The organism is Mycobacterium sp. SMC-8 (assembly GCF_025263565.1).
GTDB lineage: Bacteria > Actinomycetota > Actinomycetes > Mycobacteriales > Mycobacteriaceae > Mycobacterium.
Window position 1 is genome coordinate 1490039 of sequence record NZ_CP079865.1, and the last position, 15041, is coordinate 1505079.

Here is a 15041-nt window from a genome sequence, read left to right on the forward strand (position 1 = left end):
GGGAAACTCGGGAGGCCATGACCTCCCCGAACCGCTCGCTCCGTGTCGGCGTGCAACTGCAGCCCCAGCATTCCCGGCGTTACGACCATCTCCGCGACGCGCTGCGCCGCTGCGAGGACATCGGCGTCGACGTCGCCTTCAACTGGGACCACTTCTTCCCGCTCTACGGTGATCCCGACGGGCGCGCACTACGAATGCTGGACCATGCTCGGCGCGTGGGCCGAGCAAACCTCGCGTATCGAGATCGGCGCGCTGGTCAGCTGCAACTCCTACCGCAACCCGGAGTTGCTGGCCGACATGGCCCGCACCGTCGACCACATCTCCGACGGCCGGCTCATCCTGGGTATCGGCTCCGGCTGGAAACAAAAGGACTACGACGAATACGGCTACGAGTTCGGCACCGCGGGCAGCCGGCTCGACGACCTCGCCACCGCGATGCCGCGAATCGAAGCCCGGATGGCCACCCTCAACCCCCAGCCCCTCCGGGACATCCCGATCCTGATCGGCGGCGGCGGGGAGAAAAAGACCCTGCGGTTGGTCGCCCAGCACGCCGACGTCTGGCACTCGTTCTCCGACAGCCAGAGCTACCCACGCAAGGCCGACATCTTGGCGCGCCACTGCGCCGACGTCGGCCGCGACCCGGCGGCCATCGAGAGGTCCGCCGGTGTCGAGGGGCGTGACTACGAGGCGTTGGTGAACAACGCCGAGGCGCTGCGCGCACTGGGCATCACGCTGCTTACGGTCGGGGTGAACGGCCCCGACTACGACCTCGGCCAGGCCGAAGCACTGTGCCGCTGGCGCGACCGGACCGACGCCGGGGCCTGAAGCTGCGGATCCGCCCCAGCGGGGGTGGGCGCCGTGAGACACTGGCGCCGCCATGCCCAAGAAGTACGGGGTGAAGGAAAAGGATCTCGTGGTGTCCCACGTGGTCGACATGGTGCTGACCGGCCGGCTCAGGTCCGGAGATCGCCTGGACCGCAACGAGATTGCCCACGAGCTCGGATTGAGCAGGGTTCCGGTCCAGGAGGCCGTCGTACAGCTCGAACACGACGGCATCCTGTCCACCCGCTACCACCGCGGCGCGTACGTCGAGAGATTCGACGAGGCCACGCTGCGGGAGCATCACGAGCTCTACGGACTCCTCAGCGGCGCGGCATCCGCGCGCGCGGCGGCCGCCGCCGACCCCACGGTGCTCGCAGAGCTGGAAACCGAACTGGCGCAGATGCGTGACGGCCGGGACGCCCGGCAGTTCGACCTGCACGCCAACAGGTTCCGCACCATGATCACCGACACCTACGCCGGTCCCCGGCTGCAGGCCGCGATCGAGTCCTCGCAGACCTTCATCCCGCATGCGTTCTGGCAGTCCTACACGCAAGGCCGCGACCGGCTGCTGCCGTCCTACGAGGCCGAGCTGGCCGCGATCCGCGCCGGCGCACCGGACGCCGCGCGGGCCGCATGCGCCGGACGCGCGGAGGTGATGGCCGCGATCCTGCTGGCTGAGCTGGTGCGGCGCGGTGTGTTCGGTTGCGGGCTCGTCTAGAGACGGCTCTCGCTGAGCCGAATCCGCCGGCACGCTCGGGCTGGGCGCTACGTTGCTTGGAATGAACTGCTTGCGGGTACTGCGCACGACCGTGAAGAGTTTCGTCCTGGCGTTGATCATCGGAATGGTCGCAGCGATGGCCATGGCCGCGCCGGCCGGGGCGCAGGTGGACCAGTGCACCCCGCCGGGCATCGAGAGCGCCAGCGCGCTGCCCACCAACCTCGCCGCCGCCGCGAGCGGACCCGCGGCGGACAAGTACACCACCGCGACCGTGCAGCCGCTGGAGTCCGTCGACGTCAACGCGCTCGGGCTCGGGCAGCCGGGCGTCCTGACCGTCGGCACCCTGTCCGACGCACCGCCGAGCATCTGCATCAACTCTGCCGGGCAGTTCACCGGCTTCGACAACGAGCTGCTACGAGCCATCGCCGGCAAGCTCGGCCTGCAGATCAACTTCGTGGGCACAGAGTTCTCCGGGCTACTGGCGCAGGTGGCCTCCCGCCGGTTCGACGTCGGATCGTCGTCGATCACCACCACCGAGGCCCGTCGCCGCACCGTCGGTTTCACCAACGGCTACGACTTCGGCTACTTCTCCCTCGTCGTTCCGAGGGGTTCGGCCATCACCGGCTTCGACAAGTTGGCGCCCGGGCAACGCATCGGCGTCGTACAGGGCACCGTGCAGGAGGCCTACGTCATCGACACGCTGGGCCTGCAGCCGGTGAAGTTCCCCGACTACAACACCGTCTACGCGAGCCTCAAGACCGGGCAGATCGACGCGTGGGTGGCGCCGTCGCAGCAGGCGCAGGGCACGGTCCAGGCCGCCGATCCGGTGGAGATCATCGAAAACACCTTCAGCCTGGACAATTTCATCGCCTGGGCGGTGGCGTCTGACAACCAGCCGCTGATCGACGCGTTGAACTCGGGCCTGGACGCGATCATCGCCGACGGCACCTGGGCGCGGCTCTACACCGAGTGGGTACCACGCGCGCTACCGCCGGGCTGGAAACCGGGATCCAAGGCCGCCCCGACACCGCAGCTGCCCGACTTCAACGCCATCGCCGCGCAGCACCAGACCGCGCAAGGTCCGGCGGCTCCCGTGCAACCGAAGTCGACGCTGTCCCAGCTGGCGGCGTCGTTTCTGGATTGGGATCTGTACAAGCAGGCCATCCCGGACCTGTTCAAGACGGGTCTGCCCAACACCCTGATCCTGACCGTCGCGGCGAGCGTCATCGGGCTGATCCTCGGCATGGCGCTGGCCATCGCGGGCATCTCGAAATCACGATGGCTGCGCTGGCCCGCGCGGGTCTACACCGACATCTTCCGGGGCCTGCCCGAGGTCGTGATCATCCTGCTGATCGGGCTCGGCCTCGGCCCCGTCGTCGGTCATTTGACCGGGAACAATCCGTTCCCACTCGGTATCGCCGCCCTCGGGCTGATGGCAGCCGCCTACGTCGGTGAGATCTTCCGGTCCGGTATCCAGAGCGTGGATCCCGGGCAGCTGGAGGCCTCCCGCGCACTGGGTTTCAGCTACGCGACCTCGATGCGGCTGGTGGTGGTGCCCCAGGGTGTGCGGCGGGTACTGCCGGCGCTGATGAACCAGTTCATCTCGCTGCTGAAGGCGTCCTCGCTGGTCTACTTCCTCGGTCTGGTCGCCCACCAGCGTGAGCTCTTCCAGGTGGGCCGTGACCTCAACGCCCAGACCGGCAACCTGTCACCCCTGGTGGCCGCGGGGTTGTTCTACCTTGCGCTGACGATCCCACTGACCCATCTGGTGAACTACATCGACACCCGATTGCGCCGTGGCCGCAAGCGTGACGAAGAGGACCCGCTGGTGCTCGCCACCTCCCAGGAGATGAACTGATGCAGACCGAGACGCAGCCGGTCTCGTTGACCGCCAAGGACATTCACCTGTCATTCGGTAAAACCGCGGTGTTGCGCGGCGTCGACCTGGACGTGGCCGCGGGATCCAGCACCGCGGTGATCGGACCGTCCGGATCGGGCAAGTCCACGTTGCTGCGCACCCTGAACCGGCTCTACGAACCGGACCGGGGCGACATCCTGCTCGACGGGCGGTCGGTGCTGCGGGACAACCCGGATCAGCTGCGGCAGCGCATCGGCATGGTGTTCCAGCAGTTCCAGCTCTTCCCGCACCGCACGGTGCTCGACAACGTCACCCTGGCCCCGCGCAAGCTCAAGCGGCTCAGCGCCGAACAGGCCCGCGAACTCGGGCTGGCGCAACTGGATCGGGTAGGGCTGCGCAGCAAGGCCGACGCCCGTCCCGCCACGCTGTCGGGCGGGCAGCAGCAACGTGTGGCGATCGCCCGTGCCCTGGCGATGTCGCCTGAGGTGATGTTCTTCGACGAGGCCACCTCGGCCCTGGATCCGGAGCTGGTCAAAGGGGTGCTGGAACTGATCGCCGACCTCGCGGCCGACGGGATGACGATGGTGGTCGTCACCCACGAGATGGGCTTCGCGCGGTCGACCGCCGACACCGTCGTGTTCATGGACCACGGTCAGGTCGTCGAAACCGGGCCTCCTGAGCAGCTGTTCGAAAGCGCCGAGACCGACCGGCTGCGACGGTTCCTGTCCCAGGTCCTCTAAGCGATCCGGCTACATCGACACGTTCGTCAAATCCCGCGACACCTCAACCTGTCGGACCCGTAGCGGTTAGACTGCCTGAATTATGGTGCCGACCGACGCCCGCGTCAGCGAGCTCGCCAGCGAATTGCAGCGAGTGCTGTCCAAGGTGCTGTCGGTCATGCGTCACACCGGCCGCACCGCGACCTCCGGGGACCTGACCCTGGCCCAGTTGTCGATCCTGCTCACGCTGTTCGATCAGGGCCCGATGCGGATGACCGAGCTCGCCGCCCACGAGAAGGTCCGCACGCCGACCACCACGGTGGCGATCCGCCGGCTGGAGAAGCTCGGGCTGGTCAAGCGGGACCGCGATCCGTCCGACCTGCGGGCCGTGCTCGTCGACATCACCCCCGAGGGCCTCGAGCAGCACCGGGAAGCGTTGGAGTCCAGGCGCGCTCACCTCGCGGCGCTGCTGAGCAAGCTCAGCGAGGAGGAGCTCGACGCGCTGTCCAAGGCGCTGGCACCCCTCGAGCGCATCGCCGAATAACGGTTCAGCCCAGCCAATCCAGGACCGCCGCGGCGGTCCACGACTGCTGCATGCTGCCCAGCGGCTCGCCGGTGAACGGTTCGTAGTACTCGGCGAAGGTCCCGTCACTGGCCTGGCGCAGCCCTTCCCGCCGCAGCGTCGCCGCCCGTTCCGCCCAGCCGCGGCGCGCGAAACACCACGAGAACAGCCACGTCATCACCGGCCAGACCGGGCCTCGCCAGTACTCGCGCGGACGGAAGTCCCGCGAAACCGGTGAGGTCGACGGGATCAGCGCGTACGCCAGGTCGGGATGGCCACAGAACCGCGGCCCCTCGAGCAGCCTCAGCAGCGCCCGTTCCCGCTCGTGCGGCAGGCCGCCACACAGCAGCGGAGCGAACTGCGCCACCGTCTCGGTCGCGATCCACTTATCCGCGCGAACATCGTAATCCTTTGCCGCACCTGTTCTTTGGTCGGCAGTGGCGACCACGCCGGACCGGAAACGCTCGGCCCACGCATACAGGTCCTTGACGTCGGCGTTGGGCCGCTTGTGGTCCTCCCCGATCTCGGCCAGCACCTGGCACGCCACTGCCAGAATCGCGGAGACGAAGACGTCCTCGACGGCGAAACTCACGGTCTTGGACAGCAATTGGTCGTCGTAGCGGGCAGCCTTCATCTCCTCGAGCAGCCACAGGTAGCGGTCGTACTCCATGTCCGACGGCCGCTGGGTGGCGTCGGTGTTGATCTTGTTGTCCTCGCGCTGGTACTCCGGCACTTCCCCCGCAATCACGTTGGCGTACGGGCCATCCCAGCGCGGCGAGTTGTCCATCCCGGATTCCCAGCCGTGGTAGAGGGTCACCCGGCCGCGCTCGTTCTGGTCGCGGCATTCCGCCAGCCAACGGTGCCAGCGCACCAGGTCGTTCCACCGCCGGTCCAGGAACGCCTGCGCGACCGCCCGCGTCGAGCGGCCCCGGTTGCGCGCGTGGTCGAGGATGCGCTGCACCGCGATCGCGTGCACCGGCGGCTGGGTGATGCCCGAGGTGTGCCGGTTGCGCGGTGCGTCGGCCGCCAGCGCCGAGCAGGCCCAGCGGGCCGGGCCGGGGAAGTACCCGTCGACGCCGTTGGCGAACACGATGTGCGGAATCATGCCGTTGCGCCACTGGGCGGACAGCAGCGTGTCCAGCTCCACCACCGCACGCTCCACCGACAGCGGCGCCAGCCCGATCGCCACGAACGCCGCGTCCCAGCTCCACATGTGCGGGTACAGCAGCGGAGCGGCGGTGGTCATCACGCCGAGGTCGTTGCCGCGCAGCAAGTAGGCGGCGCGGGCGGCCAGTTGGGTGGAGGTGAAGCTCGGGTCGTGCGGCATCGCCCCCCATGATGCGACGACTTCGCCCGGTCCGCAGGTCGGTAGGGTCGTCGGTGTGCCGACCGCCATGATCACCGGGGCCTCCGGCGGCCTCGGAGCCGCCCTCGCCGACGCGCTGGCGCCCACGCACACCTTGTTCCTCGCGGGGCGGCCGTCGTCCCGGCTCGACGCTGTCGCCGAACGGCTCGGCGCCACCACCTGGCCCGTCGACCTCGCCGATCCCGACTCGATGGCCGCGGTCGTCGAACCGATCGTCGAGCTCGACGTGCTGATTCACAACGCCGGGGTGTCCTACCCCGGCCGGGTCGGCGAATCCCACATCGACGAATGGCGTGCCACCATGACCGTCAACGTCATCGGCACGGTGGCGCTGACGCTGGAACTGCTGCCCGCGCTGCGCGCCGCCGGCGGGCATGTGGTGTTCATCAACTCCGGTGCGGGCATCAAGGCCTCGCCCGGACTTGCCTCGTACACGGCCAGCAAGTTCGCGCTGCGCGGCTTCGCCGAGTCGTTGCGCGCCGACGAGCCGGCACTGCGCGTGACGTCGGTGCATCCCGGCCGGATCGCGACCCCGATGCAGGAGGACCTGGTCGCCTACGAGGGCCGCCCTTACGAACCGGACCAGTTCCTGCGCCCGCAGACGGTCGCGAAGGTGACCGCCGACGCGATCAACGCCCCGCCCGACGCGCACATCCACGAGGTCATCGTCCGGCCCCGCTGACGCCGGAATCGCTAGCGGTCGGGCTCGGTGCGCGGGCCGAAACCCTCCCCGGATTCCAACGCCGTGGCGTGCGGGCCCACGTGGGCCTCGGAGCGCATCCGCTGCACCATGTGCGGGTAGTGCAGCTCGAACGCGGGACGCTCGGAGCGGATCCGGGGCAACTCGGTGAAGTTGTGCCGCGGCGGCGGGCTGCTGGTGGCCCACTCCAGCGAGTTGCCGTAGCCCCACGGATCGTCGACGACGACCGGCTCACCGTAGCGCCAGCTTTTGAACACGTTCCACACGAACGGCAGCATCGACAGGCCGAGGATGAACGCGCCGATGGTCGACACCACGTTGAGCGGGGTGAACCCGTCGCTGGGCAGGTAGTCCGCGTAGCGGCGCGGCATGCCGTCGTCACCGAGCCAGTGCTGCACGAGGAACGTGGTGTGGAAACCGATGAACGTCAGCCAGAAGTGCAGCTTGCCCAGCCGTTCGTCGAGCAGCCGGCCGGTCATCTTCGGGAACCAGAAGTAGATCCCGGCGTACGTGGCGAACACGATGGTGCCAAAGAGCACGTAATGGAAATGGGCCACCACGAAATAGCTGTCGGTGACGTGGAAGTCCAGCGGCGGGCTGGCCAGCAGCACGCCGGTCAGGCCGCCGAGCAGGAACGTCGCCAGGAAACCGATCGAGAACAGCATGGGTGTCTCGAACGTCAACTGGCCCTTCCACATCGTGCCGAGCCAGTTGAAGAACTTGATGCCGGTCGGAACCGCGATCAGATAGGTGCTGAACGCGAAGAACGGCAGCAGCACGGCGCCGGTGGCGAACATGTGGTGGGCCCACACGACCACCGACAACGCGCCGATACCGAGGGTGGCGTAGATCAGCGTGGTGTAGCCGAAGATCGGTTTACGACTGAACACCGGGAAGATCTCGCTGACGATGCCGAAGAACGGCAGCGCGACTATGTACACCTCGGGGTGGCCGAAGAACCAGAACAGGTGCTGCCACAGGATCGCCCCGCCGTTGGCCGGGTCGTAGACGTGTGCGCCGAGATGCCGGTCGGCCGCGAGCCCGAACAGCGCCGCGGTCAGGATCGGGAACGCCAGCAGCACCAGCAGCGAGGTCACCAGGATGTTCCAGGTGAAGATCGGCATCCGGAACATCGTCATGCCCGGCGCACGCATGCACACCACGGTGGTGACCATGTTGACCCCGCCCAGGATGGTGCCGAGGCCACTGAGCGCCAGGCCCATGATCCACAGGTCTCCGCCCGGGCCGGGCGAGTGGATCGCGTCGGACAGCGGCGCGTACGCGGTCCAGCCGAAGTCCGCCGCGCCGCCGGGCACCAGGAACCCGCTCATCGCGATCAGCGCGCCGAACAGGAACAGCCAGAACGAGAACGCGTTGAGCCGCGGGAACGCCACGTCGGGTGCGCCGATCTGCAGCGGCAGCACGAGGTTCGCGAATCCGAACACGATCGGCGTCGCGTAGAACAGCAGCATCACCGTGCCGTGCATGGTGAACAGCTGGTTGTACTGCTCGTTGGACAGGAACTGCAGACCCGGCGACGCCAGCTCGGTCCGCATGAACAGCGCCATCAGCCCACCCACCAGGAAGAAGGTGAAGCACGCGACGCAGTACATGATGCCGATCAGCTTGTGATCGGTGGTGGTGACCAGCTTGTAGACCAGGTTGCCCTTGGGTCCCAGTCGGGCCGGGAACGGCCGCCGCGGCGTGATATTGACGAGGTTCGGGGCTTCGACGGCCATGGCTTCTCCTCCGGCATCCGGCAGCGGCCAGATACCCAAGGATGCGCGCTCTACTCCCGATTCCGCACCTGTTTTGGGCGCTTCTCAGGCGACGACGTTGACCAGCCGGCCGGCGACGACGATGACCTTCTTCGGGGTCTTTCCGTCCAGAAAGGCAATCACCTTCTCGTCGGCCAGCGCGGCGGCCTCCACCGCGTCCGCGGGCGCGTCGGCGGCGACGGTGACACGGCCGCGCACCTTGCCGTTGACCTGCACCGGGTACTCGACGGTGTCCTCGACGAGATAGCGCTCGTCGGCCACCGGGAACGGGCCGTGCGCCAGCGAGGTCTCGTGTCCCAACCGGCTCCACAACTCCTCGGCCAGGTGCGGCGCCAGCGGGGCCACCATCAGCACCAGCGGCTCCAGCGCCGCCCGCGCCGTCACCGACTGCTTGGTCAGATGGTTGGTGTACTCGATCAGCTTGGCCGCGGCGGTGTTGTTGCGCAGTGCCACATAGTCATCGGCCACCCCGGCGATGGTGCGGTGCAGCAACCGCAGGGTCTCGTCGTCCAACCCGGCGTCCGACACCCGGGTGGCCCCACTTTCCTCGTCGACGACCAACCGCCACACGCGTTGCAGGAAGCGGTGCGCGCCGACGACGTCTTTGGTCGCCCACGGCCGTGATGCCTCCAGCGGGCCCATCGACATCTCGTACACCCGCAACGTGTCGGCGCCGTAGTTGTCGCAGATCTCGTCCGGCGACACCGAGTTCTTCAGGCTCTTGCCGATCTTGCCGAACTCCTGGTTCACCTCGATTTCTCTCGGGGTGCCGCCGCTGGTGTCGAGCCAGTAGAACCTGCCGTCGCGCTCGGTGACCTCGGTGGCCGGCACGTAGGCTCCCCGCGAGTCGGTGTAGGCGAACGCCTGGATGTAGCCCTGGTTGACGAGCCGACGGTAGGGCTCACGGGAGCTGACGTGCCCCAAGTCGTAGAGCACCTTGTGCCAGAACCGCGAATACAGCAGGTGCAGCACGGCGTGCTCGACCCCACCGACGTACAGGTCGACGCCACCCGGATCGTCCGGACCGTGCTCGGCCGGCCTAGGCCCCATCCAGTACGCCTCGTTCTCCTTGGCGCACATGGCTTCTGCGTTGTGCGGGTCGGTGTAGCGCAGCTCGTACCAGGAGCTGCCCGCCCATTGCGGCATCACGTTGGTGTCGCGGGTGTACTTCTTGAGCCCGTCGCCGAGGTCGAGTTCGACGTTGACCCAGTCCGTCGCCTTGGCCAGCGGCGGGGACGGCTCACTGCCGGCGTCCTGCGGGTCGAACAGCACCGGCGAGTAGTCCGGCACGTCGGGCAGTTCGACGGGCAGCATGTGCTCGGGCAGCCCGTGCGCCCGCCCGTCCTCGTCGTAGACGATCGGGAACGGCTCGCCCCAGTACCGTTGCCGGGCGAAAAGCCAGTCCCTCAGCTTGTATTCGACGCGCGCCCGTCCCCGCCCGTGCGCGGCCAGCCGCTCGGTCATCGCCTGCTTGGCGGCGGCCACGTCGAGACCGTCGAGGAAGCCGGAGTTCACCATCACCCCGTCGCCGGTGTAGGCCTCCTTCGAGACGTCGCCTCCGGAGACCACTTCCACAATCGGCAGCCCGAACTCGGTCGCGAAGTCCCAGTCACGCTGATCGCCGCTGGGCACCGCCATGATCGCGCCGGTGCCGTACCCGGCCAGCACATAGTCGGCGATGAACACCGGAACTTGTTGTCCGTTGGCGGGATTCGTCGCGTAGGCGCCGACGAACACGCCGGTCTTGGTCTTGTTCTCCTGCCGCTCCAGATCGGATTTCGCCGCGATCGACGCCCGGTAGGCCGCGACCGCCTCACGCGGAGTGGCCGCGCCGAACGTCCAACGCTCATCGACGCCGGCGGGCCACTCGTCGGCGACCAGCAGGTCCACCAGATCGTGTTCGGGGGCCAGCACCATGTATGTCGCACCGAACAGCGTGTCCGGACGGGTGGTGAACACCTCGATGTCACCGGCGTCAGTGCCGAAGAGCACGGAAGCGCCGGTCGAGCGGCCGATCCAGTTGCGCTGCATGGTCTTGACCTTGTCCGGCCAGTCCAGCACGTCGAGGTCTTCCAGCAGCCGGTCGGCATACGCGGTGATGCGCATCATCCACTGCCGCAACCGTTTCCGGAACACCGGGAAGTTGCCGCGCTCGCTGCGCCCGTCGGCGGTGACCTCCTCGTTGGCCAGCACCGTGCCCAGGCCCGGACACCAGTTGACGACCGAGTCGGTGAGGTACACCAGGCGGTGGGCGTCCACCACATCGGCTCGGTCGGCGGCATCGAGTTCCGCCCAGGCGCGCCCGTCGCCGACCTGCCGGGTGCCGTTTTCGAACTCGGCGATCAACTCCGCGATGGGGCGGGCCTTGCCGGCCTCCGGATCGAACCACGCGTTGAAGATCTGCAGGAAGATCCACTGGGTCCACTTGTAGTACTCCACATCGGTGGTGGAGAAGCTGCGCCGCGAGTCATGGCCCAGACCCAGCCGCCCCAGCTGGCGGCGGAAGTTGACGATGTTGGCCTCGGTACGCGTGCGCGGATGCGTGCCGGTCTGGATCGCGTACTGCTCGGCGGGCAAGCCGAAAGCGTCAAAACCTAACGCGTGCAACACGTTACGGCCAGTCATCCGGAAGTACCTGGCGTACACGTCGGTGGCGATGTAGCCGAGCGGGTGCCCGACGTGCAGGCCTTCACCCGACGGGTACGGGAACATGTCCTGAACGAACATCTTGTCGGCGGGCACCTCACCGCCGTCGGCCGGCGCCAGGGATCCGACCGGGTTCGCGACGTTGAACGTGCCGTTCTTCGACCAACGCTGCTGCCAGGCCTGTTCGATCTCCCCGGCGAGCTCCGCGGTATAGCGGTGCACCGGGGTGTCAGTGTCACCGGACGAGCGCTCGCGCGAGGACTCTGTTGCAGCGGGCTGTCCAGTCGGCGTTTCAGTCACCCCACCAGGGTATAAGCACCCGCTTCGCCGATTTCCCGGCCACGGGCAGGTCTCGGTTCCGTTGCGGATGTATCAGAGGTTGATCCCAGGTCGATTCCAGCCCTGGTGGGGCTTGATCGGCCATGGATACATTGCTCGCCTGACAACCCTCAAGCGTTGGGAAGGATTGCACTCGATGAGCGAAATCGCCCGTCACTGGCGGGTTCTGGCAGGTGGCCTAGGTGCCTGCGCCGTCGGCATCGCCGGGGTGCTGAGCATCACAGCCACGACGGCGTCGGCCCAGCCGATGCTGCCGCAGCCCCCGCTGCCCGCGCCTGCCACAGTGACGCAGACCGTCACGGTTACGCCCAACGCCGCACCCCAGCCCCTCCCGACCCCGGGTGTGACGCCGGCCACCGGCGGCGCGGCCGCTGTGCCCGCCGGCATCAGCGCGCCGTCGGCCCCCGCGGTGCCGCCGCGTCCGGTCTCGACGATCGCCCCGGCCACCTCGGGCACGCTGAGCGAGTTCTTCGCCGCCAAGGGCGTCACGATGGAGCCCCAGTCCAGCCAGGGCTTCCAGGCGCTCAACATCGTGCTGCCCAAGCCGCGGGGCTGGGAACACATCCCGGACCCGAACGTTCCGGACGCGTTCGCCGTGCTCGCCGACCGGATCGGCGGCAACGGCCTGTACTCCTCGAACGCCCAGGTGGTGGTGTACAAGCTGGTCGGCGCGTTCGACCCCAAGGAGGCCATCAGCCACGGCTTCATCGACAGCCAGAAGCTGCCCGCTTGGCGCACCACCGACGCGTCGCTCGCCGATTTCGGCGGTATGCCGTCCTCGCTGATCGAAGGCACCTACCGCGAGAACAACATGACGCTGAACACATCCCGCCGCCATGTCATCGCCGCCGCGGGCCCCGACCACTACCTGGTGTCGCTTTCGGTCACCACGAGCGTCGACCAGGTGGTCGCCGCTGCGGACGCCACCGAGGCCATCGTCAACGGCTTCAAGGTCAGCGTGCCGGGCTCGGCCCCGGCCGCACCGCCTGCCGGCGCACCTGCGGCCCCGCTGCCCGCGGCGCCGCCCCCGGCTCCCGCCGTTCCTGCCGTGGCGCCCGCGCCACAGTTGCTGGGACTGCAGGGATAGACGGCGTCGGCCCATCACCGGCACCGTATTCTGAAGCCCATGTTCGTCGCTGCCGTGTTGAGTCTGTGCGCGGCCGTGGGGACCGCGGCGCTGGGCGCATGGTCGCTGACGCGTCGCCCGTCCACCGATTACGTCCAGCAGGTGCTGCGCGCCGTGGCGCCCACCCAGTTGGCCGCCGCCGTGATGCTGGGCGCCGGCGCCGTGGTGGCCCTGACGGCGACCGCCCCGCTGTCGGTGGTGATCCTGGTGGTCTGTGTGGCCGGCGCGATCGGCACCGTCGCGGCAGGGTGCTGGCAGGCCGCGACCGCCGTCGCGCGGCGCAACGCGCAGCAGGCCGCGGTGGCCGGGGGTGGCTGCGGCAGCGGCGGTGGCAGCGGATGCGGGACGTGCACGCTGTCCTGCGACCGCTAGAGCACCCGAGAGGCTAGTTGCGCGACAGGTCGATCGGGTGGGTCGCCAGCAGCGACAGCGGCAGCGGCTGCCGGCGCAGGATCCGGGCCCACAGATCCACCTTCGGCTCGGACAGAACATCAGAGGGCAACGCCGACAACACAATCCAGTCGTCGCGCTCGATCTCGCCCTCAAGCTGGCCGATGGTCCAGCCCGAGTAACCGGCGAAGATCCGCACCCCCTCGACCATCGGTGCGATCGAGTCGGGATCCGCGTCGAGGTCGACCATCGCCACCCGGCCCTGCACATGCCGCAGTCCGGGCGCCGCACTCGGGTCGACGCCCACGCGCACCGTCGCCAGGCACAGTGCGGCGTCCCGCTTGACCGGGCCTCCGATGAACATCGTCTTGGGTTTGGTCGCGAGCTTGGCCCACTGCGGCAGCACGTTGTAAACCGCGGTCTCGCTGGCCCGGTTCAGCACCACGCCCAGGGTGCCGCCGTCGTTGTGCTCGACCACGTAGATCACGCTGCGCCGGAAGGTGGGCTCCAGCAGATCGGTGTTGGCCAACAGCAGTGTGCCCGCGCGAACCCGGTGTGCCGCAGGTGCGACGAAGTCCTCCGGATCCTCGGGTTGCGCCATTCGACCATCATGTCACCACGGCCGCGTGATGGTGGCAGACCAGCGCACCGCATCTCGATATTTGTACTGTGGTCGGGTTGCCCTCAGATTCCGCTTCAGCCCGCCAACAGGACGTGACATCCGTGCCCGACGACCGTGCCGCCCGGACGTTGTGGCGTACGGTGCGGACCCTGCCCGAGTTCCGCAGACTGCTCGAGCTGCGCGCGGTCAGCCAGTTCGGTGACGGCCTGTTCCAGGCCGGGATCGCGGGGGCGATTCTGTTCAACCCTGAGCGTGAGGCCGAGCCGTGGGCGATCGCGGCCGCGTTCGCGGTGCTGTTCCTGCCGTACTCGCTGCTCGGCCCGTTTGCCGGCGCGCTGCTCGACCGCTGGGACCGCCGGCTGGTGCTCATCGGCGCCAGCCTGGGCCGGCTGGTGGTGGTGCTCGGCGTCGGGACGCTACTGGCCGCCGGCCGCTCCGACATCCCGATCCTGTTGAGCGCGTTGCTGGCCAACGGTTTCACCCGCTTCGTGTCCTCAGGGCTGAGCGCGGCGCTGCCGCACGTGGTGCCCCGCGAGCAGGTGATCGCGATGAACTCCGTGGCGACCGCGACGTCGTCGGTGGCCGCATTCGCGGGCGCGATCTTCATGCTGTTGCCGCGCTGGTGGTTCGGAGCCGGCGATGTGGGCGCGTCGATCATCATCTTTCTGGTCGCCGTGCCGGTCGGGGTGGCGCTGTGGCTGTCGATGCGGTTCCCGCCCCGGCTGCTGGGGCCCGACGACAGCGTGCGCGCGGTGCACGGCTCGGTGCTCTACGCGGTGGCCACCGGCTGGCTGCACGGCGCCCGCACCGTCGCGGCCGTCCCGTCGGTCGCGGCGACGCTGTCGGGGCTGGCCGCGCACCGCATGGTGTTCGGCATCAACACGCTGCTGGTGCTCGTGATGGTGCGCCACACGGACGCGACCACGGTGGCCGGCTTCGGCACCACGGTTCTGTTCGTCACGGCCGGGGGCGCCGGGCAGTTCCTCGCCACGATCCTCACGCCGGCGCTGGTGCGCAAGTGGGGACGCTACGCCACCCCGAACGGCGCGCTGGCCTTCGCCGCGGCCGTTCAGCTGGTCGGCGCCACGCTGCATCTGCCGGTGATGATCGTGTGCGGCTTTCTGCTGGGTGCGGCGGGCCAGGTGGTCAAGCTGTGCGCGGACACCGCGATGCAGATCGACGTCGACGACGCGCTGCGCGGTCACCTGTTCGCGGTGCAGGACTCGTTGTTCTGGGTGGCGTTCATCCTCGCGATCACGGGGGCGGCGTTCGTGATCCCGCCCGGCGGGCGTTCGGTAGGACTGGCTCTGGCCGGGGTGGCCCTCTATCTGGTGGGGCTGGCCCTGCACGCGATCACCGGTCGGCGCGGGCGGCTGCCCGGCTAGGGTGAGCCGC

The 15041-nt window shown here is 68.5% G+C and carries 12 protein-coding genes and 1 pseudogene; 9 read left to right on the forward strand and 4 right to left on the reverse strand.

From position 1 onward, the window contains the following. Nucleotides 1-17: 17 nt before the first annotated feature. The 5 genes and pseudogenes from KXD97_RS07335 (at nt 18) to KXD97_RS07355 (ending at nt 4661) form a co-directional block, all read left to right on the forward strand. Nucleotides 18-825 (forward strand): annotated as a pseudogene (locus tag KXD97_RS07335) (LLM class F420-dependent oxidoreductase). Between the two features lie 52 nt (nt 826-877). After that, nucleotides 878-1540, forward strand: a complete 663-nt coding sequence (locus tag KXD97_RS07340) for a GntR family transcriptional regulator (protein WP_260756094.1) — start codon at nt 878-880, stop codon at nt 1538-1540. 61 nt (nt 1541-1601) lie between these two features. Next, nucleotides 1602-3398, forward strand: coding sequence for an ABC transporter substrate-binding protein/permease (locus tag KXD97_RS07345; RefSeq protein WP_260756095.1), 1797 nt, complete (start codon nt 1602-1604; stop codon nt 3396-3398). Continuing rightward, nucleotides 3398-4138: an amino acid ABC transporter ATP-binding protein gene (locus tag KXD97_RS07350; protein ID WP_260756096.1), complete on the forward strand. Its 741-nt coding sequence runs from the start codon at nt 3398-3400 to the stop codon at nt 4136-4138. Before KXD97_RS07345 ends, KXD97_RS07350 begins: the two co-directional genes overlap by 1 nt. 82 nt (nt 4139-4220) lie before the next feature. Then, nucleotides 4221-4661, forward strand: coding sequence for a MarR family winged helix-turn-helix transcriptional regulator (locus KXD97_RS07355; protein WP_260756097.1), 441 nt, complete (start codon nt 4221-4223; stop codon nt 4659-4661). Between the two features lie 4 nt (nt 4662-4665). Here KXD97_RS07355 and KXD97_RS07360 read toward each other — a convergent pair whose 3' ends face one another. Then, nucleotides 4666-6006, reverse strand: a complete 1341-nt coding sequence (locus tag KXD97_RS07360) for an amylo-alpha-1,6-glucosidase (RefSeq protein ID WP_260756098.1) — start codon at nt 6004-6006, stop codon at nt 4666-4668. Between the two features lie 55 nt (nt 6007-6061). On the opposite strand from KXD97_RS07360, the gene KXD97_RS07365 reads away from it, so the two are divergent. Next, a complete protein-coding gene (locus KXD97_RS07365; protein WP_260756099.1) occupies nt 6062-6727 on the forward strand; it encodes an SDR family oxidoreductase in 666 nt (221 codons plus the stop codon). A gap of 11 nt (nt 6728-6738) precedes the next feature. On the opposite strand, the gene ctaD is transcribed toward KXD97_RS07365, so the two are convergent. After that, nucleotides 6739-8484, reverse strand: coding sequence for a cytochrome c oxidase subunit I (ctaD, locus tag KXD97_RS07370; RefSeq protein WP_260756100.1), 1746 nt, complete (start codon nt 8482-8484; stop codon nt 6739-6741). An 84-nt stretch (nt 8485-8568) separates the two neighbouring features. Continuing rightward, the gene (gene leuS / locus KXD97_RS07375) at nt 8569-11469 is read right to left on the reverse strand and encodes a leucine--tRNA ligase (RefSeq protein WP_396884782.1); all 2901 of its coding nucleotides are present in this window, start codon (nt 11467-11469) and stop codon (nt 8569-8571) included. Between the two features lie 175 nt (nt 11470-11644). On the opposite strand from leuS, the gene KXD97_RS07380 reads away from it, so the two are divergent. Further along, a complete protein-coding gene (locus tag KXD97_RS07380; RefSeq protein WP_260756101.1) occupies nt 11645-12595 on the forward strand; it encodes an LpqN/LpqT family lipoprotein in 951 nt (316 codons plus the stop codon). 39 nt (nt 12596-12634) lie between these two features. Next, on the forward strand, nt 12635-13006 hold the full coding sequence (locus KXD97_RS07385; RefSeq protein WP_260756102.1) for a hypothetical protein: 372 nt from the start codon (nt 12635-12637) through the stop codon (nt 13004-13006). Between the two features lie 13 nt (nt 13007-13019). On the opposite strand, the gene KXD97_RS07390 is transcribed toward KXD97_RS07385, so the two are convergent. Continuing rightward, a complete protein-coding gene (locus tag KXD97_RS07390) occupies nt 13020-13625 on the reverse strand; it encodes a YqgE/AlgH family protein (RefSeq protein ID WP_260756103.1) in 606 nt (201 codons plus the stop codon). A 122-nt stretch (nt 13626-13747) separates the two neighbouring features. On the opposite strand from KXD97_RS07390, the gene KXD97_RS07395 reads away from it, so the two are divergent. Further along, a complete protein-coding gene (locus KXD97_RS07395; protein WP_260756104.1) occupies nt 13748-15031 on the forward strand; it encodes an MFS transporter in 1284 nt (427 codons plus the stop codon). The last annotated feature ends 10 nt before the right edge of the window (nt 15032-15041 follow it).

What these genes read in the sequence shown, in the direction of transcription:
- KXD97_RS07340 (WP_260756094.1), top strand. Translation starts at nt 878, where the DNA reads ATGCCCAAGAAGTACGGGGTGAAGGAAAAGGATCTCGTGGTGTCCCAC.
- KXD97_RS07345 (WP_260756095.1), top strand. Translation starts at nt 1,602, where the DNA reads ATGAACTGCTTGCGGGTACTGCGCACGACCGTGAAGAGTTTCGTCCTG.
- KXD97_RS07350 (WP_260756096.1), top strand. Translation starts at nt 3,398, where the DNA reads ATGCAGACCGAGACGCAGCCGGTCTCGTTGACCGCCAAGGACATTCAC.
- KXD97_RS07355 (WP_260756097.1), top strand. Translation starts at nt 4,221, where the DNA reads ATGGTGCCGACCGACGCCCGCGTCAGCGAGCTCGCCAGCGAATTGCAG.
- KXD97_RS07360 (WP_260756098.1), bottom strand. Translation starts at nt 6,006, where the DNA reads ATGCCGCACGACCCGAGCTTCACCTCCACCCAACTGGCCGCCCGCGCC.
- ctaD (WP_260756100.1), bottom strand. Translation starts at nt 8,484, where the DNA reads ATGGCCGTCGAAGCCCCGAACCTCGTCAATATCACGCCGCGGCGGCCG.
- KXD97_RS07380 (WP_260756101.1), top strand. Translation starts at nt 11,645, where the DNA reads ATGAGCGAAATCGCCCGTCACTGGCGGGTTCTGGCAGGTGGCCTAGGT.
- KXD97_RS07385 (WP_260756102.1), top strand. Translation starts at nt 12,635, where the DNA reads ATGTTCGTCGCTGCCGTGTTGAGTCTGTGCGCGGCCGTGGGGACCGCG.
- KXD97_RS07390 (WP_260756103.1), bottom strand. Translation starts at nt 13,625, where the DNA reads ATGGCGCAACCCGAGGATCCGGAGGACTTCGTCGCACCTGCGGCACAC.